Below are 23,137 nucleotides of genomic sequence, written 5' to 3' on the forward strand. Positions count from 1 at the left end.
CAGCGCCGACGCCCCGATATTAGGCCGCCCCGTCCGCCGCGCGGAACCGGTTGATCACGGAGGATCCGCGCCACCGGGTCAGCGGGGGCCACCGCGCAGGCGCCGGGCGAGGATCAGGGAGACGGATCCGGCGAGCACGAGCGCCCCGGACGCGGCACCGGCCCAGCGGGCCCGCGCCTGGCCGGTGCGGGCGAGCTCGGGCACGGGGGTGCCGTCGGCGTCGAGCGTGGTGCCGGTGTCCTGGGGAGCGTCGGGTCCGCTCTCGACGATGTCGAAGGAGTACGCGGCGGACTCCCCCACCCAGTCCCCGTCGGAGGCGCCGTCCGCCTGCTCCGCTCCGCCCTTGCCGGTGTGCCGCTGGACGATGGCGGCGTGCGCCGTGACCTTGCCGGGCCGGGTGTCCGAGGTGAAGGCCATCCGGACCTCGACGGTGACGGTCTTCTTCGCGGGGACCGTGAAGCCGGGGAAGTCGTCGTCCTGCTCCCCGCCGCCGAAGACGCCGATCTGCTCGTCGCGTTCGGTGGACTCCCAGCTGACCCGGTGCTCCTCGTCGGGGTGCGCCCGCTCGGTGAACTCCAGCTGGATCTGCTCGGCGGTCAGCGTCCGGTCCTCGTCGGTGAGCACCAGGACGGGGTGGATGGCGTGGCACGGCTCGGAGGTGGTGTTCGTGAGGTCGAGGTACCAGGTCCCGTAGCCACCGCCGGAGGCGTACGTGTCGGGTCCGCCGTGGATCCGTGTCCCGATGGGGAAGTCCTCGGCGTCCGGGTCACCGCAGGCGGACGTCTCCGGGCCGGTGACGGCCGCGGTGCCCGCCGTGACGCCGGTGGCGGCGGGGGTGGTGACGGGGATGGCGATGGCGGCCGGGACACCGAGGAGGCCGGCCGGGACGACGAGCCCGGCGGCCAGCCCGAGGCGGGTCAGGGCACGGCCGTCGCGCAGTCGCGCGGGGGGTCTGCTGGACATGGGGGGCACCCTTCGCTGCTCGCGCACGGACGGGGCGGAGGGCCGCCGGTTCCGGCGGCGGCGCCGCCACGCGCGGCCGGACGCACGGCCACGGCGACACGTTTCAGTCGGTGACGCTGCCACGCGCGCGCGAGGGTCCGCCACCGGCCGGCGGCCCGCGCCGTCCGTCCGGGCGGTGGGTCCGCCCGAACGGCCCCGTCCGGTGGCGGCCGGCGCCGGGACCTGTCGGGCGCCGTCCTGGGGCGGTCGGCGCCGGACCGCCGGGGCCTGTCCGGTGGCGCGGGAGTGCCCCCGGGGGCGGTGGCGGTCCGCGCTCAGCCGCGTGCGCCGCCGTCCTCGCCCGCGCGGCCGAAGAGCGGGGCGAGGACCAGCTGGGCCGCTCCCTCCGCGACGGGGCGGTCGCCTCCCCCGGCCACGGTGACGGGTACGGCGGCGGGTACGCCCTCGCGCCGGGCGCGCTCCTCGATCACGGCGCGGACCCCGCGCACGTAGGCGGACTCGTGGGCGGCGACGGTCCGCCCGCCGAGGACGACCCGGTCGATGTCGAGCAGCCCGACGAGGTTGGCGGCGCCCGCCCCGAGGACCCTGGCCGCCTCGGCGACGTCACCGCGGGCGGCGGCGGCGAGGCAGAGCGCCTCGATGCAGCCGCGCCCGCCGCAGTCGCACGGAGGGCCGTCCAGCTGGACGGTCTGGTGGCCGAACTCCCCGGCGCCGGTACGGGCCCCGCGGTGCAGGGCACCTCCGAGGACGAGTCCGGCTCCGAGGCCGGTGCCCAGGTGGAGGTAGGCGAAGTCGGCGTCGGCGGGTTCGCGCAGCGCGAGTCCGAGGGCCGCGGCGTTGGTGTCCTTGTCGACGACGACGGGCAGCCCGGTGTGTTCGGCGAGCGCGTCCCGGAGCGGGTAGCCGTCCCACTGGGGGAAGCCGGTGACCCGGTGCAGCACCCCGCTCCGGTGGTCCAGCGGGCCCGGCAGGGCGGCGCCCACGCCGATGACGTGCCGGGCTGGGGTCCCGGCGTCCCGCGGGCCCTGTGCCCGTACGGTCCGCACCGCGTGGGCGGCCGTGGCGAGGACCTCGGCGGCCGGGGCGCCGAGGTCGAGCGGGAAGGCGCGGGTGGCGATCGTGGTGCCGGCGAGGTCGGCCAGGACGGCGGTGAGTTCGTCGCGGTCCAGGTGGAGCCCGACCGCGTGTCCGGCGTCCGGGACCAGCCGCAGGACGGTCCGGGGCTTGCCTCCCGTGGAGGCGAGCCGCCCGGCTTCGGCGGCGAGGCCCTCCGCGCGGAGTCTGGTGGTGATCTTGCTGACGGCCTGCGGGGTGAGGCCGGTGCGCTCGGCGAGCTCCAGCCGGCTGATGCCCCGCTCACCGGCCGCGCGCAGCAGGTCGAGGACGAGCGACGCGTTGTGGTGACGCAAGGCCGGCAGATTCGCGCCACCGCTCCTGCTGCTGCTCCTGTTCACCGCCCCATTGTCCCCATCGCTTGCACTTTGGCAACAGCGTTGCTTAAGTGGACGGCATGACTGCCAACGTTCCTCTCCGCGTCGGGCTCGTCGGCTACGGCCTGGCGGGTTCCGTCTTCCACGCCCCGCTGGTCTCCGCGACCGAGGGCCTCGTCCTCGACACGGTCGTCACGTCGGACGACGAGCGGCAGGCGCAGGCGCGCGCCGAGTTCCCCGGCGTGCGCGTGGCGGCCTCGTCCGACGAGCTGTGGCCGCGTGCGGACGAGCTGGACCTGATCGTGATCGCCTCCCCGAACAGGACGCACGTGCCGCTCGCGCGGGCCGCCCTGGAGGCGGGGCTTGCGGTGGTGGTGGACAAGCCCCTCGCCGGTACGGCCGCCGAGGCCCGTGAGCTGGCCGCGCTGGCCTCGGAGCGCGGGCTGCTGCTCTCGGTCTTCCAGAACCGCCGCTGGGACAACGACTTCCTGACGCTGGCCGGGCTCATCGAGGACGGCGAGCTCGGTGAGGTGCAGCGCTTCGAGTCCCGTTTCGAGCGGTGGCGCCCGCAGCTCAAGGGCGGCTGGCGCGAGTCGGGCGACCCGGAGGAGATCGGCGGTCTGCTGTTCGACCTGGGCAGCCATGTCGTCGACCAGGCGCTCACCCTGTTCGGGCCCGCGGTGCAGGTGTACGCGGAGTCCGACGTACGCCGCCCGGGTGCGGCGGCCGACGACGACACCTTCATCGCGGTCACGCATGCCGGCGGGGTCCGCTCACATCTGTACGCGAGTGCCACGACCGCGCAGCTCGGCCCACGTTTCCGGGTGCTCGGCTCGAAGGCCGGCTATGTGAAGTACGGCCTGGACCCGCAGGAGGCCGCCCTGCGTGAGGGCGCGCGCCCGGCGCCCGGCGCGCCGTGGGGCGTGGAGCCCGAGGAGATGTGGGGCCGTCTCGGTTCCGGTGAGTCCCCCCTGACCGGCGGCGGTGACCCGGTCCCCACGCTGCCGGGTGACTATCCCGCGTACTACTCGGCCGTCGCCTCCGCCCTGCGCGGGGGCGGCGAGAACCCGGTGACGGCGCTCCAGGCCGCCGCCGCGCTGGACGTCCTCGAAGCGGCGCGGCGCTCGGCCCGCGAGGGCGTCTCCGTGACCCTCACCCCCCACCACGACGAGGAGCAGCACGCATGAGCCCCGGCGCACCGACCATCTCCGAGCTGATCGCGCAGGAGCGGCGTCTGACGCTGCCCCGCTTCGGCTACGACGACGCCTACGCGCTGGGCGGCCTGCTGGTCGCGCTGGCCCGGGAGCGTCACGCCCCCGTCGCGATCGACATCCGACGGGGCGGTCAGCAGCTGTTCCACGCCGCGCTGCCGGGTTCGAGCGCGGACAACGACGCCTGGATCGACCGCAAGCGGAAGGTGGTGGAGCGGTACGGGGAGAGCTCCTACCTGGTCGGGACACGGTTCCGGGCCAAGGGCACCACGTTCGAGGAGTCCTCGCGGCTGGACCTGGACACGTATGCCGCGCACGGGGGATCGTTCCCCATCGCGGTGGAGGGTGCGGGCGTGATCGGCTCGGTCACGGTCTCGGGCCTTCCCCAGGCCGAGGACCACGCCCTGGTCGTGGAGGCCCTGGAGCAGTTCACGGCACGCCCCCGGGACTGACCGAGGCGCCGGGGCCCGGCAGGCCGGCCGCCGGTGGTCCGGCGGCCGGTCCGCGTCCGGCGCGCGGAAGGGGTTACGCGTCCTTCAGCTCCTGGCGCTGGCGCCCCAGTCCCGCCACTTCGAGTTCCACCACGTCGCCCGCGCGGAGGAAGGGTTTCGGCTCGGGCCGGCCCATGGCCACGCCCGCCGGGGTCCCGGTGTTGATGACGTCGCCCGGGTAGAGCGTCATGAAGTGGCTGAGGTAGCGCACGACCTCACCCACGGGGAAGATCTGCTGGGCGGTCGTGCCGTCCTGCTTCAGCTCCCCGTTGACCCACAGCTTCAGCGGCAGCGCCTGCGGGTCGGGCACCTCGTCCGCGGTGACGAGCCACGGGCCCAGCGGGTTGAACGTCTCGCAGTTCTTGCCCTTGTCCCAGGTGCCGCCGCGTTCGATCTGGAACTCACGCTCGGAGACGTCGTGCGAGGTCGCGTATCCGGCGACGTGTCCGAGCGCCTCCTCGGCGGTGTCCAGGTAGCGGGCGGTGCGGCCGATCACGACGGCGAGCTCGACCTCCCAGTCGGTCTTCTTGCTGCGGCGCGGCACGAGCACCGTGTCCTCGGGCCCCACGACGGTGTCGGGGGCCTTGAAGAACAGGATGGGCTCGTCCGGGATCGCCGCCCCGGTCTCGGCGGCGTGGTCGTGGTAGTTCAGCCCGATGCACACGATCTTGCCGATCCGGCCCAGGGGCGGCCCGATCCGCAGGCCGTCCGCCGCCAGCGGGGGCAGGACGTCGGGCGTCTGGGCGGCCTCCCGCAGCCGCGCCAGCGCCGAGGCGTCGGCGAGGAGCTCGCCGTCGATGTCGGTGACGAGGCCCGATAGGTCACGCAAGGTCCCGTTACGGTCGAGCAGGGCGGGGCGCTCCGAGCCCGCCGTACCCACGCGAAGAAGCTTCAACGGTCCATCTCCCCTTGGTCGAGGTCGAGCCCGTCGATGGGTTGCGGCCAGCGAAAGGCTTGGCCGATCCTCCAAGACATCCGATCACTCCGCAAGACCCTGTTCACACACTGGACCGGACCGCTCACACGGCGGGTGCGACGGCGGCTTCGGCCGCCGGGCTCTCCCGGTAGAGGTACGCGCGCTCGACGGCGGTCCAGGTGGTGCTCGTGACGATGTACAGGGCCGCGGCGAGCGGCACGAAGGCCACCGAGAAGAGGGTCAGGAACGACATCAGCGGCATGACCTTCGTCATCGCTCCCATGCCGGGTACGGGCTGTCCGTCCGGCCCGGTGGCCGGGGTCATCGGGTTGGCGGCCATCTGCCGCTTGGTGCGCCCGTAGTTGAAGGTGGCCACGGCGACGACGACCACGAAGAGCGCGAGGTAGACGAGGCCCTGCTCACCGAAGAGGCCACCGTCGGCGAGTGCGTCGTGCCACCGCTCGCCGAGCGGGGCGCCGAAGAGCTCGTGGCCGAGCAGCGCGTTCGGGTCCCCGCCGATGCTCTGGCTGGAGAAGAGGTGGTAGAGCAGGAAGAAGGCGGGCATCTGGAGCAGGCTCGGCAGGCAGCCGGAGAGGGGCGAGACCTTCTCCTTCGCGTGGAGCTCCATGAGCGCCTTCTGCATCCGGTCGGGGTTCTTGGAGTGCTTCCTGCGCAGCTCGGCGATCTGCGGCTGGAGCTTGGTGCGGGCCTTCTGCCCGCGCGCCGCCGCCCGCGAGAGGGGGTGGACGGCGAGCCGTACGAGGGCGGTGAAGAGGACGATCGCGGCAGCGGTCGACGTGTGCTGGAAGAGCGGCTGGAGCAGGTCGGCGAGCGCGCCGACCAGGCTCGCGAAGGCGGACATGAAAGCGGACATGGGTGAGCCCTCCGGGGGTCTCGTCGTGCCGGGAGTCAGGGAACTCGGCAGGACGGCCCGCACAGAGGGCGGTGAGGAAGGTGCGCCCTCTACGCGGCCGTCAGGAGGGCGGCCCCGGGCGCTCGGGGCCTCGTGCGGCCCCGGGCGTCGGGGTCCCGCTGCGGGAGGAACGCGGTGCGCTTCTCGCGGTCGCGGATGGCGGTGCGCACCCGCGTACGGGGTACGGGGGCGGCGCAGCGGGCGCTGATGACGGAGCAGACGAGGAGCGCCGAGCCGGCGGCCGCCGTGGCGGCGAGCGCGACGGCGGCGGAGAAGCTGCCGCCTTCGGCGAGGAGGACCTCGGTGAGGAACAGGACGAGGAACGCCGCGGGGCGCAGGAGGCGGACGACCGCACGGCGGACGTGGTTCATGTCGTCGTTCATCGGCCCTCCCTCGTCGCTCCGTGTCCGTTCGTGTCCTTCAGCCGTTATACACGATCGGCGTCCGGCGGCCGAGGGGGCCGCCGGGGGGTGAACCGGGCGCGGCCGACAGGAGCGCCGAGTGTTCTCCGCCCCGTCTCCGGGCCTTCATCAGCGCTCCGGTCGGCTCCCTCTCACCTCGTGCCCGTCCCGCAGTACCGTGTGGTTCATGCGCCCCGACACGCCTGCCGACCACATCACCGAAGCCGAGCGCCTGCTGCGCACCGCGGCGCAGTACCCCGAGGACCACGAACCGCTGTTCCTCCAGGCCGCGGCCCATCTGGAGCTCGCCGGTGAGCGCGCCCGCGCGAGCACCCTCTACGACGAGCTGCTCAGTTCCCCCGACATCGCCGTCGAGCACCCGTACCTGGTCAAAGCCCTCAAAGCGGCCAATCTGTGGGAGTACGGCCACGAGGCGGAGGCCCGCGCGATCATCGACGGCATCCGCGTCGCCGGCCCCCTCGAAGCGGCCCCGTGGGAGATCGCCGCGGAGACGCTCGAGGCGCACGACGAGCTGGAGGCCGCCCACGACTTCTTCTCGACCGCGCTGACGCTGCTCATCGCCCCGGGCGAGGAGGTCCCCTACGCCACCCAGTCGCTGCTGATCGGACGGCACCGGGTGCGCAGGCTGATGGGTGTCACCCACGACGCGTGGGACGAGCTGGCCGACACGCTGCACACGGCCGCCGTCCCCCTCGACGAGCTGCACGACCCGAAGCGCCTGTGGTCCCTCGGCTCCTCGGACCCGGGCGAGCTGCGGGCCGAGATCACCCGGCTCCGTGCCGAACTGGGGACGTACCGCAGCGCGTTGTCCCGTCCGTTCCCCGTCGCGGTGCTGCACTGGCCCGAGGGCGAGCTGCGTGAGCTGCTCACCGCCTACCCGGAGCTGGGCCAGGAGTACCTCTCGCACCAGGACCACCTGGCGCGCCTGGAGGCGGCCCTGCGGGACCTGCACGCCACGGGCACGCCGAATCTCGGCATCGTGACCGGCACCGTCCCCTCCTACGAGGCGTTCGCCGCGTCGGAGGCCGCGTCCCCGTCCGACCCCGACCTGCTCCCCCAGTACGCCACGACGCTGGCGGCCCGGGGCCGCGCCGTCCCGTGGCCTCCGGCGCGCAGCGCGGCCTGCTGGTGCGGCTCGGGCCGTTCGTACCGTGAGTGCCACGGCGTGAGCTGAGGAAGGGCCGGGGAGCGGCGGGGGGAAGGGGCTGTCTCCCGTCACCTGCCGGCGAACACGTCCCGCAGCGCGTCGTCGAGCCTGTCGGCGGCCTCGGCGGTGTCGGGTCTCTCCTCGGCCAGCAGCGCGTGCACATGGGACTGCAGGACCTGGGTGAACGCGCCGTAGTACGGGGTGCGCGGACGCTGCACGGCCTCGGTCAGTGCCGCGCCGAGAGTCCTGATGTACGCGGCACGGGCGTCCGGTCCCTGTGTCCGCGGCCCGCCCTCGCCCGTCGCCGCCGCCTTCGGGTCGTCACCGGCCGGCCGGAGCGCGGCGGCGACCCGGGGCCAGCAGGACTCCGCGGCGCTGCCGTACACGGAGGCCCTGGTCGCCGCGAAGCCCGCGTCGAGCAGGCAGCGCTCGCTCTGCCGCGAGGTCAGGAACGTGATGAGGGCGCGGGCGTCCTCGGCCCGGCGCGAGTCGGCGGTGACGGCGAGGTTCTGTCCGCCGAGCACGGCCTTCCCGGGCAGCCGGTTCACGGCGTACTTGTCCGGGTCCATCTGATCGGCCAGGGCTCCGTACGCGTAGGGCCAGTGGCGCAGGAAGACCGCGCGTTCCTCGACGAAGTCGGTGAGGGACGCCGTCTCGTCGGAGGTGAGCGCGGCGGGCTGGACCCGGCCCCGGTCGACTCGTTCGAGGAGGCGGTCGAGCCCCTTCTTCAACTCTGCGGCACTGGAGCCGTACCGCCCCGTGCCGTCGGTGAGTTCGACCTCCGCCTCGGCGAACGCCTCGACCGTGTTGACGGTCAGACCCTCGTACTGCTTCAGCTGCGTGGTCCATCCGGCGAGTTCGTCGCTGCGGACCGGGTTCAGGTCGAGCGTCTTGACGGAGGAGTAGAGCTGGTCCCACCTCCAGTCGGCGGTGGGCTGCTTGTCCACGTCGATGCCGGCGCTCGTCAGCAGGTCGGGCCGGTAGTAGAGGAGTCCCACGTCGGTGTTGAACGGCCGGGCGTAGGAGCGGTCCTTCCATACGGTGGTGGCGTGGACCTGCCTGATGAAGTCGCGGTCGTCGTCCGCTGCGGCACCGGTCTCGGCGACGGGCATCGGGCTGATCAGTCCGGCCTCGGCGAATTCGGGGATCCACGTGATGTCGAGGTTCACCACGTCGTAGCGGGCACTGCCGGACTGGAGGGCGCCGAGGAGCTGGCTGCGCTGCTGGTCCGCGCCCCCGGGCAGTTCGACGAGTGTGGCCTGCCGGGCCTTCGACCCGGCGTGCCGGCGGTTCCACTCGTCTATGAGCTGCTGCCGCACACTGCCGGAGCCGGTGACGTCGAGCCCGCTGGCGACGACGATGGGGCCTTCGGCCGTCTCCTTCGTCTGCCCGGTCTCCTGTGCGTCCCCGGACCCTCCCGTACAGGCGGTGGCGAGGAGCAGGAGCAGGGAGCCGAGCGTGGCGACGGGTCCGACCCGCCGCCTGCGGGCGGTGCGACGGCCGCCGTACGTCATTCCGCGTCCCCCGTCCCGGTCCTGGCGACCTCCGCCGCCAGCTCGGCGGTGACGTCGTCGGCGGGGTCGATGCACCGTCCACCGCTCGCCTCGGCCAGGCGCGCGCCGAAGCGGCCCGGCGCGCAGGCGCCGTCCTGGAGGGAGACCGTCACGATCCTCACGAGCGGCGTCCTGCCGGCGTCCGCGACCAGTTCCTGCTGTTCCTTCTTCCCGACGGCCTCGAAGTCCTCACCGTCGGTGACCAGGACGAGGAGCCGTGGCTGTTCCGCATCGGCTGGGCGGGCGCGCAGGGTGGTGAGCGCCTGTTCCAGGCCCGCCGCGATGCGGGCGTCGAAGCCCGCGGTCCTCGCGCCGGCGACGGCTTTCCGGGCGCCGGCCCGGGGGTGGGATCCGAGCGGCACGAGCTGCACGGCGGGCTTCTCCACGTCGACGGCCGTCGTCCACACCCCGTACCGGTCGTCGGCGCCCAGGGAGCTCATCGAGCGGGCGACGACCTCCTTGGCACCCCCGGTGCCGTCCCAGACCCGTTTGTCCGCCATCGAGGTCGAGTTGTCGAGGAGGTACAGCACCTGGCCGGGACCGAGCGCCCGCCTGTAGCGGCTCAGCGTGTCGCTCAGCGACGCGGTCGTGCCGGTGGTCTGTCCGGTCTTCGGGATCTGTTCCCGCACGGCTGTCGCGTTGTCCTTCTCCGCCAGCACCGAGTCGGCGCCGGGCGGGGCCGGGCGCCCCTTCTCCACGCCCCGGTAGCCGTCGTCGGTGAAGCACTCCTGTGCGTCCTCGTCCGTGGTCAGCCAGTGGTAGAAGTCCCTCACGGCCGTTCTGCGGGCCTCGGCGTCCCGGTCGGCCCCCTCCCACGTGACGCGGACGAACGGCAGATCCAGCATCGGCAGGTCGGAGGGGTAGTAGGCCACCCGGTGCGTCAGCGCCTCCGTCGCGCAGGCCGGACGTCCGGCCACACCGGCCGACAGGTTGAACTGCGCCAGGGTCTGCTCCGGCACGAGGACGGCGGCGTGGTCCTCGACGGGCGAGCCGTCGGCCAGCACGCACATCAGCTCACGCGCGGTGGACGGCATCGGCCGCAGTACGTGTGCCATTTCCTGCTCCACGTCGGACGCGTGCCCGCGAGGGGAGGAGGCGTAGAGCGCGTCGGTCGCCAGGAGGGCGCCTTCGGTGCCCTCGGGGTCGGGGCGCAGGATGCTGACCGGCTGGCCCGCCTTCAGGCCGGAGATGATCGCGCCGAGCGGGTCCCCGGTCTGCAGGGCCGGCGCCGACCTCATGGTGTCCGGCACGCCGAGGACCATCGGTGTGTAGGCGACGGAGCCCAGCCTCTCGAGGTCCACCACGCTCGTTCCCGTGTCGGGGGCGGACTCACCGCTGCCGGGGAGTCCGCCCGCACCCTGGGCCGTCGCCCGCTGCCACGCGCTCCCGGCGGCCGGGATCCAGACGTCCGGCTGTGCGCCGATGTCCCGCTGGGGCCGCAGGCATTCGCCGGAGGCCGGGCAGGCGGCGGGGGGTTCCTGCCAGAGCGAGGAGGACCGCAGTGCCTGCACGGCGTCGGTGGCCTTGGCGTCGTACACGTTGATGCCGACGGTCCGGCAGCCGTGGGCGTCCCGCTTGGGGTAGGCGTCGGCGGCCTTCTGGACGGTGGCCAGCAGATCGGGGTCGGTGAGGACGCGGAGTTCCATCGGGGAGTCGCAGTCGCCGCCGCCGGCCGGGCCCAGGAGGTACCAGGCCCCGGCGCCCGCGAGAGCGGCGACGCCCACCAGGACGAGCGCGGTCGTCCGCGTCACGGGGCCGGCCAGCACACCCGGCAGGCGGCGCAGGACAGCCGTCAGCCGCGCCGCCCACCCCGTCGCCGGCACCGGCCGTGGGCCGTCCGGCGGCGGCGAGGGCCGTCGGTCCTCCGCCGCCCCGGCCTCCGGCACCGGGGCGGGCTCCGGCACCGGCACCAGGGCTGGACCGGGCTCCGGGCCCGCCGCGAGCGCCAGCACCACGTCGTCGCCGTGCCGGAGCTCGTCCGGCACCCAGGGGTGTCCGTCGACGGCCTTGAGTGGCGCCATCGCCCGGCGGATCCCGGTGACGACACGGGTGAAGGTGACAGGCCCCTCCTCGCCCGTGGTCAGCAGCCGGTGGAGCGCCGCCGTGAACTCCGTACCGGTACCGGGGTCTCCGGGCGGGATCTCGACGCCCGGTTCCGCCGCGGTGAGCAGGGCGAAGCTCTGTCCTGCGGCCGGGCTGAAGGCCAGGAGCGCGTTGCCGGCGAAACAGCAGTCGAGGATGACGACGACCCAGTCGGCGCGGGAGTTGCGCAGCTCGGGCATGATGTCGTCGCGCCAGGACAGGGTGTCCACGAAGGGGTTCTGCTTGTCCCTGGTCACCCGCGAGCCGGTGAACATCAGGTTGAGGTCGCTGCCGTCGGGGCGCACGATGCCGTGCCCGGCGAAGTAGACGACGAGCAGCCCGTCCACCCCGTCCCGGGCCGAGCTGAGCGCGGCGCGTACCTCCAGCGGTGAGACGGTGGTCGCCGGGCCGCCGTGCGCGGGTACGACGACGAGGTCCTCCGGTCGCATCACCCCGGTGGTCCCGGCGGTCAGTGCCTCCCGCATGAGGCGGAGGTTCGTGGTGACGGCCGGAAGGTCGTTCCGGGTGCCCGTGTAGTGCTCCACCCCGATGAGCACGGCTCTGTGCCGCTTGGCCCCGTTCTCCTCGCCGCGCGCGTTGTACGGCGGCACGGCGGTTAGACCTCTCCGGACTCGGGCCCCGCGTCCGGGTCCCCGTCGGGGCCGCTGCCGCGCTCGGTGTCCCGGTCGGTGTCGCGTCTCAGGTCCGAGCCCGGACCCTGCGAAGGGCCGTCGAGCGTGACCCGTGGTGTCTCCTCGGGATCGGCGAACCGCCGCCGGTTGCGCAGCCAGGTCTCCACGGACCGCCAGGCGTTCTCGGCCACGGACCGCGCCAGCTCGACGGACACGACGAGGATGATGTCCTGGATCAGCTCCCCGCCCATGGCCTCGACCTGGGTGAGGGAGTCCTTGCGCTCCAGGCCGAGCTCGTTGCGTTCCAGCGCGTCCTCAAGGACCGGCGCCTTCTTCAGCCAGGCGTGCAGGGCCTGGAGGTCGTCACGCCGGGTGTGCGTCCCGGTGAGGCTGATGCGTAACTCGACCGACTCCTGGCCCTGTTGCTGACCGCCCGTGTCCGCCCCGTCTGTCACGCCCGCCCCCATCGGCCCCATCGGTCCCGGCGTCCTCACCGCGCGAGGAGCTGGTCACTGAACGGCCAAGTATTTCACGGGTGTTGACATAGGGCACCCCTTTCTTCCGCTTCGGCCGAAGCCCGTCGCGCGCCCACCGATCACTTCTGCTCCTCCCGGCAGTCATACAGACCGAGAGCCCCGCGGCCAGGCCGTGGGGCACACGACGATCACCTGAGGACGGGACGCGGGACATGACCGAAGCAGTGAAGGGCCCGGCGAGCTACTTCCCCTCGATCGAGAAGAAGTACGGCCGCCCGGTCGCCGAGTGGCGAGACCTCATCCGGTCCTCGCCGCTGACCAAGCACATGGAGCTCGTCTCCTGGCTCAAGACCGAGCACGGCATGGGCCACGGCCACGCCAACGCCCTGGTCGCCCACACGCTCGCCGAGGGCAGGTAGGGGCCCGCACACGTGACTCCGCCCGGCCCGTCCCCGGAGTACGCCCCGGGCCGGCGCTCAGTCCCTCCCGTCGGGCAGCGTCTGCTCCGACCAGACGGTCTTGCCCTCGGCGGCGTACCGGGTGCCCCACAGGGAGGCGAGCTGGGAGATGATGAAGAGTCCCCGGCCGCCCTCGTCGACCGCCCCGGCGTACTTCATGTACGGGGCGGTGGTGCTGCCGTCCCGGATCTCGCAGGTCAGCCCGCGGTCGAGGATGAGGCGCAGCTCCACCGGCGGGCGGCCGTAGCGCACGGCGTTGGTCACCAGTTCGCTGACGATCAGCTCCGTCGCGTCCCCCGTGTCGCCCTCCAGGTGCCAGTCCGCCAGCCTCTTGGACGTGAGGCGGCGGGCGGCCGCCGGGGCCGTCTTGTCGTACGGGAGCTCCCACGCGGCGTACCGGTCGGCGGGCATGGCGTGCGTCCGGGCGAACAGCAGGGCGGATCCGTGCAGGTCGGGGCTGTCGGGCAGGGCGTAGGCGACCGCGTCGCACAGGTCGCGCATCGGCCGGTCCGTGGGCATGAGGGCTTGGCGCAGCGCACCCGAGGTGGGCTGGGCGTGGCCTCTCAGCGCGTTGCTGTGGAGCACGAGGAGGCTGCCCTCGCGGAGCGGGAAGGAGACCGCCGCGACGGGGGACCGGTCCGGTGTCCCCAGAGGCGGTCCCACGGGCAGCCCCACCACGAAGGCCGCGCCGTCGGGCTCGACGACGAGGGGTGCGGGATGACCGGCGGAGACCACGGTGCACGTCTCGGTGAACGGGTCGTACACCGCGTACACGCAGGTCGCGCCCAGCGGTTCCCGGTGCAGCGGATCACTCTGCGGCAGATGGGCGCGTTCCCGCGCCAGCCGCGCCGCCGTGTCGTACAGCCGGGCGAGCAGCTCGTCGGGTTCCAGGTCCAGCGCGGCGAGGGCGTGGACGACGGTGCGCAGCTGCCCCATGGTGGTGGCCGCGTGGATGCCGCGCTCGGCCACCTCCCCGATGACGAGTGCCGTACGGGCCCCGGACAGCGCGATCGTGTCGAACCAGTTGCCGGCCTCCCCTCCCGGGAGCAGCAGATGGTCCGTCTCCACGGCGGGCTGGGGCACCGGGCGTTGCGGCAGCAGCCGTCGCTGGAGAGCGCTGGCGATCGTGTACTCGTGGACGTAGCGGCGGGCGTTGTCGATGCCGAGGGCCGCCCGTGAGACCATCGCCGCCGCCACGGGGATGTCCTCCTCGGTGAACGGCTCGGACTCGCCGCACCGGTACAGGCTCACCAGCCCGAGGACCGCCCCGCGCAGCGTCAGCGGCGCCACCAGCAGCGTGTGGGCGCCGATCTTCCGGATGGAGCCCGCACGCGCGGCGTCGGCGTCGGCCCACGGGGCGTCCGCGAGCGGCAGGACACGGACCCGCTGGTCGGTCAGGGCCCGCTGGTAGGGCGTCCCGGGCAGCGCCGCCCGTACGTCCCCGATCGGGTGGGCGGCCTGGCTGCTCCCCGCGTACGCGGCGCGGCGCAGCGGTACGTCCATGGCGAGCGGCCCCGGCTCGGGCGTCTCGCCGCGCAGGACCGAGTCGACGACTTCGACGACGCCGACGTCCGCGTACCCGGGGACCAGCGCCTCCACGAGGTCCCGGCAGGTGGCGTCCACGTCCAGCGTCCGGCCCACGCTGTCGCGTACCGCGTCGAGCGCCACCTCCCTGCCCCGGCGCCTGACCTGCTCGCTCACGTCGACGACGGAGACGGAGACGCCCAGGACCGTGCCGTCGTCGCTCTGCCGCACCCCGTGACCCTCCTGGAGCCGGAACGCCGTCAGGGCGAGCGTGCGCCGCCCGCCGGGTGCGTCACCGGTGCGGCGGGCGCGGAACGGCCGCTCGACGCCGGGCACACCCGTGTGCAGGACCTCCCGTACGAAGGCCTCCACGCGCTCCGGTTCCTCGAAGTCCCACACCTCGCGGAACGGCCTGCCCCGCAGCCGCTCGCTCTCGTCCGCGTCGGACCCGGCGGAGGGGTCACTGATCCGCAGCACACGGAGTTCCGGGTCGAGCAGGTGGACGCCTACACGTGCCTGCGTGAACATCACGTCCAGCAGCGCCGCCCCGACGGCGCCTCCGCCCTCGTCGGCCGCCCGGACCGCCCAGCCCCCGTCCGCGAAAGGCTCCAGCCGCAGCCCCCGGGACTGCCCGTCGCCCCCGCCCGCCCGCGCGAGGTCGCGCGCCAGTACGTCCATCACCGGAAGACCGAGCACGTCGGCGCCGGCGGCTCCGAAGCGCTGCTCCGCGGCCCGGCTCCATCCGGTGACCACTCCGGCGGCGTCCACGACCATCAGGGGCGCACCAGCCATCAGCCCAGCTCCTTCGCCCCCTCACGGGACCCGGTCCCGAGCCTCCGCACATGTGGACACGTACGCAATCAGCATCGGCCCCCGGCCCGCCGCCCGCTACCGGAGCGGGCGGCGGAGCGGGGCCGGGCCGTGGACCGGTGGGGCCCATGACCCGCGCGTACGCACGGCCGGACGGATCCCGGCCTCAGCTTGCCCGTAGCCCTGGCCGAGGTGGCGTGCTCGGTACCCTCGCCGTGCCGGTCTCCTCGACGCGGAGTCAGTCGCCTATCTCGAGGTCCAGAAGGCTGATCTTCACGGGCCGGCTGCTGTTGACGACGGTGACGAGCACGGGGTTCTTGCCGGGCACGCCCTTGGCCTTCTCGACGAGTTCCCGCAGGTCGTCGAGAGTGATCTCTTTGCCGGTCTTGGGCTTCAAGTGGACGCTCACAGGTGACATTGACCCATCGATTCCATAGATGACCTCCCGGTCACCGATGCCCAACCGCGCACCCCGTCATGCGCGCGGGGAGCGCCCGGGATCCGGCACGGGACCGTGCTCACGCTTCCCGGCTCCACGGGCGGTACCGGCCGGGCAGGCGTCCCACCCGCTCCGGGCAGGCCGCCGACCGCTTCGAACTGAGCCGGGCGTGCTTATCGTCGGGGAACGGGCCGGGGCCCCGGCGGGGCGGAGGGGGTGTGCGGGGCCTGACGTCAGGGCCTGGCAGCGAGGGTCCCTCATGGGCTTTCAACCGCCGGCCGTCGGCCGAATTGAGCAGGGCTTCCCCTGCTGTCTCATCTTTGCAATACGATCACATTCAACAATCTGCTCCCGGGCCTCTCACCCCCACACAGGCCCCGCTCCGTCTGTGCGAGGAAGCCCATGCCGCCCTACCAGCCGTCCTCGGACTGGCAGTACGAGATCCCGACGACCGGCAGCAAGCGGCTGCCGCCCGCCGCCCGTTACGTCGAGTCGCTGACCCACCAGGGCTACGGCTTCGAGGCGGCGATCGCCGACCTCGTCGACAACTCCATCGATGCCGGTGCGCGCAACGTCGTCATCAGCTTTCTGCGGGACGAGGACCGTCTGGTGAGCCTCCTGGTCGTCGACGACGGACGGGGCATGAACGACGAGACACTCGACACCGCGATGACGGTGGGCGGCCGGCAGGAGTACGGGGAGAACGCGCTCGGTCACTTCGGCGCGGGCCTCAAGGCGGCGTCCCTCTCGCACGCCGACTCGCTGACAGTGATCAGCCGCACCAAGCGCAGCCCATCCACAGGCCGCCGGTGGCTGACGGCCCGCGCCCAGGCCGACTTCACCTGCGACATCGTGGACCCGGGCTACTGCCAGGACCTGGTGGACCGTTACGACGGCCTGATCGAGTGGCACGGCACCATCGTCCGCTGGGACAAGGTCCGGGCGTTCGACACGGTCACCGCCGGGCAGGCCGACCGCTACCTGAACGACACGATCGAGAAGCTGGAGACCCACCTCGGGCTCCACCTGCACCGCTTCCTGGCCGACGACGCCTTCCACGTCGACATCGTGGTCGAGGACGTGACGACCAAGGAGGAGCTGGACCACCGGGGCATCGAGCCGATCGACCCGTTCGGCTACCGCGTCCCCGGCCGGGCCGGCTACCCGCGTACGTACACCGCCCCTGTCGAAGGCGTCGGGGACGTGGCTCTGACCGCCCACATCTGGCCGCCGAAGTCCCCCCTGGTCAGCTTCCGTGGCATCGGACCGCTCGCCGACCGCCAGGGCTTCTACATCTACCGCAACAACAGGCTGGTGCAGGCGGGTGGCTGGAACAGCACCCGCAGCGCCGAGGGGCACCTGGCGCTGGCCCGGATCGCGATCGATCTGCCGTCCGAGGCGAACGACGTCTTCAGCCTCACGGTCAAGAAGGACGGCGTGACGGTCACCCCGGCCTTCGCCCGGGGGCTCGAACAGGCCACGGACACAGCGGGGCACACCTTCGCCGAGTACGTCCAGGAGGCACAGGCGACGTACCGGGAGGCCGCCAAACGAGTCACCGAAGTGACGCGCGACGCGGTCATCCCCGCAGGCAAGGGGCTCGACCCCAAACTGCGACGGACGCTGCGGGATGAACTGCCCGAACTGGAGGGGGAGGAACCGATCACCTTCCGCTGGGCGCCCCTGGCACCGGACCTGTTCTTCGAACTCGATCGCGACGAGCGTGAGATCAGGCTCAACAAGCTGTACAGGACGGCCTTCAACGGCGGACGCAGGGGCGGGCTCAACGATGCCCCGGTCGTGAAGAGCATGCTCTACCTGATGGTGGAGGAGATCTTCCAGAAGTCACGGGTCCGGGCCACGCGCGCCGACAAGATCGCCCTGTGGAACAGCGTCCTGGTGACAGCGGCACGCTGCGAAATGACCCGCTGATTCCTGCCGCGTCCGCCTTCTGCCACGCCTTCGAGAAAGCCACTCGCCATGACCGACCACCTGTTCAACCTGCACGGCGACATCCTGGCGGCCATGCGCCGGGGGCCGAAGCCATTCGCGAAACTTGCCTTCGTGCTCTCCGAGGCGGCGGAACCGGCTGACATCGACCTCGGCCACTTCAGGGACCGGCTCGTCGCGGCCGGCCCAGGGGACGAGCTCAGCGCACTGTGGCACCGCACGCTGACCGCCTGGGACCTGGCGGAGCAGTCGGACTGGTCCGATGCCCCGCCCCGGACGGACGCCCGGCGAACGGACACCTACAACCGCCTCGGCTTCGGTCCGGACCTGCGCAAAGCCCTGGACGAAGCTGTGCCGGTGTTCAAGGAACCCGGGGCCACCGTCATCAGCAAGGAGTTCACGTCCTGGTACTCCAGGGACACGGCGGCAGCACGCGCCTTCTACTGGAACTCCTACGAGCAGACACTGCGCCGAAAAGGCTGGTCGGACGCTGCCGTATCGAGCCTGGACGAAGCCAGCCACGCCGTGGTCGAGCGTCTCTCCGATCCCACCCGCTCCGAGGCATACGGGGCCCGGGGTCTGGTCGTCGGCTATGTCCAGTCGGGAAAGACGGCCAATTTCACGGGTGTCACCGCTAAGGCCATCGATGCGGGCTACCGCTTGGTCATCATCCTCGGCGGCACCCTGAATCTGCTGCGGGGCCAGACCCAGCGCCGACTGGACATGGAGCTGATAGGGCGGGAGAACATCCTGAGGGGCGCCGACCCGGCTGACACGGACGCGCTCGTCGGTGTCGACTACCAGGACGACGAGGACTGGCCGGCGAAGTTCGTCAGCCACGGCGGCCGTCCCTCCACGCTCGGTGCCTTCGACATCGAGCGCCTCACGACGCGCGATGACGACTACAAGAGCCTGCTGAACGGCATCCGCACGCTCGAATTCGAGAAGCAGGTCCGCACGCAGCCGCTGTACGATCCGGCCAACCTGCACCACGCCGCCGCACGCGTGATGGTCGTGAAGAAGAACGCGGACGTGCTGGACAAGCTCCTCAGGGACCTCAAGAAGATCGGTCCGATCCTCTCCGAGATCCCGGCGCTGATCATCGACGACGAGTCGGACCAGGCTTCGGTGAACACGACGGACCCGAAGAAGTGGGAGAACGGGAAGGTCGCCCGCAAGGCCATCAACGGCCAGATCACGCAGCTCCTCAGCCTGCTTCCGCGCGCCCAGTACGTCGGCTACACGGCGACACCCTTCGCCAACGTCTTCGTCGACCCGGGCGACGAGGAAGACATCTTCCCCCGCGACTTCCTGATCTCCCTGCCCCGGCCGACCGGCTACATGGGCGTGCAGGACTTCCACGACCTAGAAGGCGAAGGCGCGGCCGAGGAAACGCACGTACGCGGTATCTACGACGACACCGGGGACCGGCTCCAGGAGGCTATGGACGCCTTCGTCCTCACTGGTGCGCTGAAGCTGTACCGGGCTGCCCGGGGCGTGCCCGAAGGGCCGTTCCGCCACCACACGATGCTCGTCCACGAATCCGTGCAACAGCGGGAGCACGCGGCCCTCGCCCTGCGGATCAACTCGATGTGGCACCGGTCGGCATACACGGGCCAGGAAGGTCACGCACGCCTCGCCACCTTGCTGACCACAGATTTCCAGCGTTTCGTGGACGACGGCCTGCCGGCTCCCACGTCGTACGACGATCTGAAACCGTACGTCTCCCGCGCCCGCCAGCTCATCAACTCGGGCGGTGAGCCGGTGATCATCGTCAACGGCGCCACCGAACGCGACTACGAACAAGCGGAGCTCGACTTCGACCGCACACCACACGTGTGGAAGATTTTGGTCGGCGGTACGAAGCTCTCCCGCGGCTTCACGATCGAAGGCCTCACGGTCACGTACTACCGACGCACGACCCAGCAGGCCGACACCCTCATGCAGATGGGCCGCTGGTTCGGCTTCCGCCCCGGATATCGCGACCTGGTGCGTCTCTACATCGGCCGCGAAGTACCGATGGGCAAGAAGAAGACCGTCGACCTCTACGAGGCCTTCGAGGCGATCTGCCGCGACGAGGAGACCTTCCGCGCCCAGCTCACCCGCTACGCCGCGCTGGTGGACGGCAAGCCGCAGGTCACGCCGGCGCAGATCCCGCCGCTGGTCTCGCAGCACCTGTCGTGGCTCAAGCCGGCGGCCCGCAACAAGATGTTCAACGCGGAACTGGTGGAAATCAGGTCGCCGGGGCAGTGGGTGGAGCCTACGGCGTACCCGACGAGTGCGGCGGACCTGCGGCACAACGCCGAAATCTGGCTGCCCGCGCTTGAGGCCCTGGGCCAGGACATCGCCGTGCTTGTCACTCTCACCGACGACGACCGAGGGGCATACACCCGTTACCCAGCCAGGACAGCGGTGCTCAGCCATGCCCAGCTGCTCGGCATCATGAACGGCCTTTCCTGGGGCCGGCCAGACCTCTTCGCTCCTCACCTGTCCTATCTCCGGGACGCCAGCGACGCTGGCTGCGCCACCGACGACTGGACGCTGATCCTTCCCCAGACTTCTGGGCCGACAAGCGTCGCAGCTAGCATCCTCGGAAGTCAGCCCGTCACCCTGGTGCAGCGCAAGCGGAACGCACGCGGCGTGTTCAACCGCATCTCAGGTGTGACTCACCGCCAGTCCGCTGAGCGCATCGCCGGCCTTCGCCCGCTGAGCGATGATGACCCGTTCGCATCTCAGCTCCACCGGCCGCGCCGTGGAGCAGTGCTGCTGTATCCGGTAGTAGACCCTGCTCTCGGCGATCCGGCAGACTTTGTAACCGGCAGCGATATCGACCCAGCCAAGGTGGTGCTGGCAGCGGCATTCATCCCGGCCGCCAGTGCCGCAGGGAAGTCGGTGCCTTACGTTCGCTTCCGGGCAGTCGACTCGTCCCGTTGCGGTGAGGCGACTATTGAAGTGCCATAACGATCATTCTGGAGTGACTCCGGTGCCTGAGCCCACAGACTGGATTCCGCCCAACGGTTCGTGGGCGTCTTCTGCGGCACGCAGAAGGAACATGCAGGCAATCCGCAGCCGCGACACTCAGCCGGAGCGGCTCATCCGGCGACTCGTGCACGCCAACGGCCTGCGGTACCGGGTCGCTGCCAGGCCCTTGCCGGACCTTCGCCGGACGGCGGACTTGGTCTTCCGTCCGGCGAAGGTAGCCGTGTTCATCGATGGCTGCTACTGGCACGGCTGTCCGGAGCACTACGTCCCTCCCCGGACAAACCCCGGCTACTGGTCAGACAAGGTGGCCCGGAATATGGCCCGGGACCGCGATACCGACAAACGCCTCACCGAGGCCGGCTGGCTGGTCCTGCGCTTCTGGGAGCACCAGGACTCAGACGCGTGCGCTCTCACGATTGTCGGCGCCGTCCGCGAGCGCCGACGAGACCTGTCCCGGTAGGGACCCTTGGGCGTCAGCCTTGGGACGGTCGCGCTCACGGGCAGCGCGCAGCACGTCCGCGATCGCCTTGCCTACTGCGGCGGCGACAGGCGGCGGGAAAGCGTTGCCGACCTGCCGGTACTGCGCCGTCTTACCGCCAGAGAATTTCCAATTGTCCGGGAACCCCTGAATGATCGCGGCCTGTTCGACTGTCAGCATGGGACCGGATTCCCGGAACAGGTCCCTGTCCTGGCTTGCCTTTTTTACGCTTTCGTCGTGCGAGTTGGCGACACCGACTCCTGAGACGCCCAGGAGTGCCCAGGCGGCCTTTGCGCGACTTGGCCCAAGGTCGGCACCTCCGTGCTTTTTTGAACCGCCAACCAATGTGGGCGCAACACCGAAATCTTTTCTGCTTTCGGCCTTCTGCGCCTGCTCCTTCCACCGGCCAAGCCGCTTTTCCGCCAGCCTGGCCACATCTCCACTCATTGCAAGATACGGCGCAAACCTGAGATCCATGGACTGCTCAAGTGCGCGGAACACACTCCTGGGGCTTCCAGTAGCGGTGGGCCACACGAACTTGATGTCACCCAGCACGTCCTCGCGGATGGCTACAAGTACCGCCCTCGGGCGCAGCTGAGGCACACCAAAGTCACTGGCCTCAAGCACCTCCCATTCGCAGACCTCATAGCCGAGCCCATCGAAGTCCTGTTCAATGCCCGTGGCGGGGTGCGTGGCCCAGCCCCCCTCAAGGCGCGCCTTGATGTACGTGCGGTACTCTTCAAATTTCACATCTTTAATGCCCCGCACATTCTCAATCATGACCGCTTTAGGGAGGAGCTCATCAGTGAGTTCCAGAATCCGCGGGAAGAGATCGCGCTCGTCGTCTTTCCCCAACTGCTTCCCAGCATGCGAGAAAGGAGGGCAGGGGACGCCGCCAGCAAGAAGGTCCAGATCACCCCGCGCAAGCGGCTTTCCGAGGTATCGCTGAACCTTTTGCAGATCGGATTTGCGGCCCTCATCGACTGGAATCGGCGAGAAATTGTTCACGTCGCCAGAGATGACGTCACAATATTCCTTCTCCCAACTCCACTCCTTCAGGCTGCCAATATTGATACGAAGAGTTTCCGCGGCGTGCGGATCGATTTCCACGAGCGCTAGATGCTTGAAACCGGCCTCGTGGAGGCCGATGGCCTGCCCTCCTGCCCCCGCGCAGATCTCGATCGAGGTCAGCACATCGTCACTGGGACCCATCGGGCCCTCCGGGTGGGACTGGAGGCCCATCGGCTCAGGCTCCTCTTCGTACGGTCGATTGACAGAAAACACGTGTCGCGTCGTGGCACACCCGCACACGGGCCAGACACCTGAGCCCGCGAGCAACCGCTTCGGCCCAGAGTTGACACGCGATACGCGCAGAGCCTACCCGGGCCCCGGCCCAGGGCGTGGGCTCAAGAGGGCGCCGACCGACGCGTGCGACAGACAGTGTATTCGAACACGTGCTCCTATCTGCTCGGTTTCGAGTCCTCTGAGGGCTTGGTAGCAGCAGCGGGCGTCCGGGCGTCTGGTTTCGGCTCAGACGGGCGCTGGCGATCACGGCTGGGAGACCCACACGGGAGCGTTGGGCAGTTGCCCCCCGGACTTCAGCACCCATGTCTCTGTGGCCAGTCCCGGTATGAGGGCACAGGCCGGGACTGTCAGCCGCGCCGTCTCCCAGCAGCCGCCCTTCCCCTGATCTGCCGGAACGGCCGAATGGAGCCACCTTCGGTCCACCGTGGCGACTTTCGCCGCGTTCCCGTCACTGCCGACTAGAACTGCGGCCAGAGTCCAGTCGACATCCGACACCATCACCTCGTACTCATGGCGCGTCAGGTGAACTACCAGGCGCGTCGGATCCGTGGTGGACTTGACCTCGATGTGTGCGCGTTCAGAGAAGGACCGGGCAGCCTCTATGTCGTAGCCGTAGGCGTCGGACTCCGAAGCCACGTGTCTGACGTGCGGCACACCACCCTCCCGCAGCAGCCGAAGCACCGCTTGTTCGCCGGCAGCTCCGATGGCCCTCTTCATGTCCTCAGCAGCCTGGTTCCACAGCACGCGAGGGATCGCGCCAGTTGCCGGATCGTCCCCCAAATCGCCGTCGTCTACCTCCACCACGGGCCGCCCTGCCGCAGTCACCATGCCCGTGCGCTTCAGCCACGCCAGGCCATCGGCATACTGCGCTGGCGTGAGATCCGCGTACAGCGGATGGTTCGCGAAGAGCACCCGGACGCGGGGCACACCAGCCACCCGCAGTTCACTCAGCCAC

At 71.1% G+C, this 23,137-nt stretch carries 19 protein-coding genes; 7 read left to right on the forward strand and 12 right to left on the reverse strand.

The genetic code is table 11. The annotated features are described in order from the left end of the window. Nucleotides 1–78 precede the first annotated feature (78 nt). Both ACHFIV_RS27425 and ACHFIV_RS27430 read right to left on the reverse strand, forming a co-directional pair. Nucleotides 79–963: a hypothetical protein gene (locus ACHFIV_RS27425; RefSeq protein ID WP_398974400.1), complete on the reverse strand. Its 885-nt coding sequence runs from the start codon at nt 961–963 to the stop codon at nt 79–81. Nucleotides 964–1,277: 314 nt separating this feature from the next. Beyond that, nucleotides 1,278–2,417 carry an ROK family transcriptional regulator gene (locus tag ACHFIV_RS27430; protein ID WP_398974403.1) on the reverse strand — a complete coding sequence of 380 codons (1,140 nt, stop codon included), beginning with the start codon at nt 2,415–2,417 and terminating at the stop codon, nt 1,278–1,280. A 56-nt stretch (nt 2,418–2,473) separates the two neighbouring features. On the opposite strand from ACHFIV_RS27430, the gene ACHFIV_RS27435 reads away from it, so the two are divergent. Then, the gene (locus ACHFIV_RS27435) at nt 2,474–3,580 is read left to right on the forward strand and encodes a Gfo/Idh/MocA family oxidoreductase (RefSeq protein WP_398974406.1); all 1,107 of its coding nucleotides are present in this window, start codon (nt 2,474–2,476) and stop codon (nt 3,578–3,580) included. Then, nucleotides 3,577–4,056: a heme-degrading domain-containing protein gene (locus ACHFIV_RS27440; protein ID WP_398974409.1), complete on the forward strand. Its 480-nt coding sequence runs from the start codon at nt 3,577–3,579 to the stop codon at nt 4,054–4,056. The genes ACHFIV_RS27435 and ACHFIV_RS27440 overlap by 4 nt, the downstream gene beginning before the upstream one ends. 73 nt (nt 4,057–4,129) lie before the next feature. Here the strand turns inward: ACHFIV_RS27440 and ACHFIV_RS27445 are convergent, their stop codons facing one another. The 3 genes from ACHFIV_RS27445 to ACHFIV_RS27455 form a co-directional block, all read right to left on the reverse strand. Next, nucleotides 4,130–4,990, reverse strand: coding sequence for a fumarylacetoacetate hydrolase family protein (locus tag ACHFIV_RS27445; RefSeq protein WP_398974412.1), 861 nt, complete (start codon nt 4,988–4,990; stop codon nt 4,130–4,132). A 124-nt stretch (nt 4,991–5,114) separates the two neighbouring features. Next, the gene (locus tag ACHFIV_RS27450) at nt 5,115–5,885 is read right to left on the reverse strand and encodes a YidC/Oxa1 family membrane protein insertase (RefSeq protein WP_398974416.1); all 771 of its coding nucleotides are present in this window, start codon (nt 5,883–5,885) and stop codon (nt 5,115–5,117) included. Between the two features lie 89 nt (nt 5,886–5,974). Then, entirely contained in the window at nt 5,975–6,307 is a 333-nt protein-coding gene (locus ACHFIV_RS27455) for a DUF6412 domain-containing protein (RefSeq protein ID WP_398974419.1), read from the reverse strand. A 205-nt stretch (nt 6,308–6,512) separates the two neighbouring features. On the opposite strand from ACHFIV_RS27455, the gene ACHFIV_RS27460 reads away from it, so the two are divergent. Next, nucleotides 6,513–7,520, forward strand: coding sequence for an SEC-C domain-containing protein (locus ACHFIV_RS27460; protein WP_398974422.1), 1,008 nt, complete (start codon nt 6,513–6,515; stop codon nt 7,518–7,520). Nucleotides 7,521–7,561: 41 nt separating this feature from the next. On the opposite strand, the gene ACHFIV_RS27465 is transcribed toward ACHFIV_RS27460, so the two are convergent. Genes ACHFIV_RS27465 through ACHFIV_RS27475 form a run of 3 tightly spaced genes read right to left on the reverse strand, consistent with a single transcriptional unit; the run spans nt 7,562 to nt 12,215 of the window. Further along, on the reverse strand, nt 7,562–9,007 hold the full coding sequence (locus ACHFIV_RS27465; RefSeq protein ID WP_398974425.1) for an extracellular solute-binding protein: 1,446 nt from the start codon (nt 9,005–9,007) through the stop codon (nt 7,562–7,564). After that, complete coding sequence (locus ACHFIV_RS27470) at nt 9,004–11,739, reverse strand: vWA domain-containing protein (RefSeq protein WP_398974428.1); 2,736 nt, start codon at nt 11,737–11,739, stop codon at nt 9,004–9,006. The genes ACHFIV_RS27465 and ACHFIV_RS27470 overlap by 4 nt, the downstream gene beginning before the upstream one ends. Before the next feature lie 5 nt (nt 11,740–11,744). Next, complete coding sequence (locus ACHFIV_RS27475) at nt 11,745–12,215, reverse strand: hypothetical protein (RefSeq protein WP_398974431.1); 471 nt, start codon at nt 12,213–12,215, stop codon at nt 11,745–11,747. Nucleotides 12,216–12,448: 233 nt separating this feature from the next. Between ACHFIV_RS27475 and ACHFIV_RS27480 the strand changes: the two genes are divergently transcribed. Then, nucleotides 12,449–12,655, forward strand: coding sequence for a DUF4287 domain-containing protein (locus ACHFIV_RS27480; protein WP_398974433.1), 207 nt, complete (start codon nt 12,449–12,451; stop codon nt 12,653–12,655). A 57-nt stretch (nt 12,656–12,712) separates the two neighbouring features. Here the strand turns inward: ACHFIV_RS27480 and ACHFIV_RS27485 are convergent, their stop codons facing one another. Continuing rightward, the gene (locus ACHFIV_RS27485) at nt 12,713–15,010 is read right to left on the reverse strand and encodes a SpoIIE family protein phosphatase (protein ID WP_398974436.1); all 2,298 of its coding nucleotides are present in this window, start codon (nt 15,008–15,010) and stop codon (nt 12,713–12,715) included. A 256-nt stretch (nt 15,011–15,266) separates the two neighbouring features. Next, complete coding sequence (locus ACHFIV_RS27490; protein WP_398974438.1) at nt 15,267–15,437, reverse strand: hypothetical protein; 171 nt, start codon at nt 15,435–15,437, stop codon at nt 15,267–15,269. A 432-nt stretch (nt 15,438–15,869) separates the two neighbouring features. Between ACHFIV_RS27490 and ACHFIV_RS27495 the strand changes: the two genes are divergently transcribed. The 3 genes from ACHFIV_RS27495 to ACHFIV_RS27505 are packed head-to-tail and all read left to right on the forward strand — an operon-like array spanning nt 15,870 to nt 20,859. Beyond that, a complete protein-coding gene (locus ACHFIV_RS27495) occupies nt 15,870–17,399 on the forward strand; it encodes an ATP-binding protein (RefSeq protein ID WP_398974442.1) in 1,530 nt (509 codons plus the stop codon). 48 nt (nt 17,400–17,447) lie between these two features. Next, nucleotides 17,448–20,378 carry a Z1 domain-containing protein gene (locus tag ACHFIV_RS27500; RefSeq protein ID WP_398974444.1) on the forward strand — a complete coding sequence of 977 codons (2,931 nt, stop codon included), beginning with the start codon at nt 17,448–17,450 and terminating at the stop codon, nt 20,376–20,378. 43 nt (nt 20,379–20,421) lie between these two features. Next, nucleotides 20,422–20,859, forward strand: a complete 438-nt coding sequence (locus tag ACHFIV_RS27505) for a very short patch repair endonuclease (protein WP_398974833.1) — start codon at nt 20,422–20,424, stop codon at nt 20,857–20,859. On the opposite strand, the gene ACHFIV_RS27510 is transcribed toward ACHFIV_RS27505, so the two are convergent. Together ACHFIV_RS27510 and ACHFIV_RS27515 are read right to left on the reverse strand one after the other, a co-directional pair. Continuing rightward, the gene (locus tag ACHFIV_RS27510) at nt 20,794–22,089 is read right to left on the reverse strand and encodes a DNA cytosine methyltransferase (RefSeq protein ID WP_398974836.1); all 1,296 of its coding nucleotides are present in this window, start codon (nt 22,087–22,089) and stop codon (nt 20,794–20,796) included. The genes ACHFIV_RS27505 and ACHFIV_RS27510 overlap by 66 nt on opposite strands. A 336-nt stretch (nt 22,090–22,425) precedes the next feature. Then, a complete protein-coding gene (locus tag ACHFIV_RS27515) occupies nt 22,426–23,118 on the reverse strand; it encodes a protein NO VEIN domain-containing protein (RefSeq protein ID WP_398974446.1) in 693 nt (230 codons plus the stop codon). Nucleotides 23,119–23,137: the final 19 nt, after the last annotated feature.

The sequence above is a fragment of the Streptomyces sp. ALB3 genome (assembly GCF_044385685.1).
Taxonomy (GTDB): Bacteria; Actinomycetota; Actinomycetes; order Streptomycetales; family Streptomycetaceae; genus Streptomyces.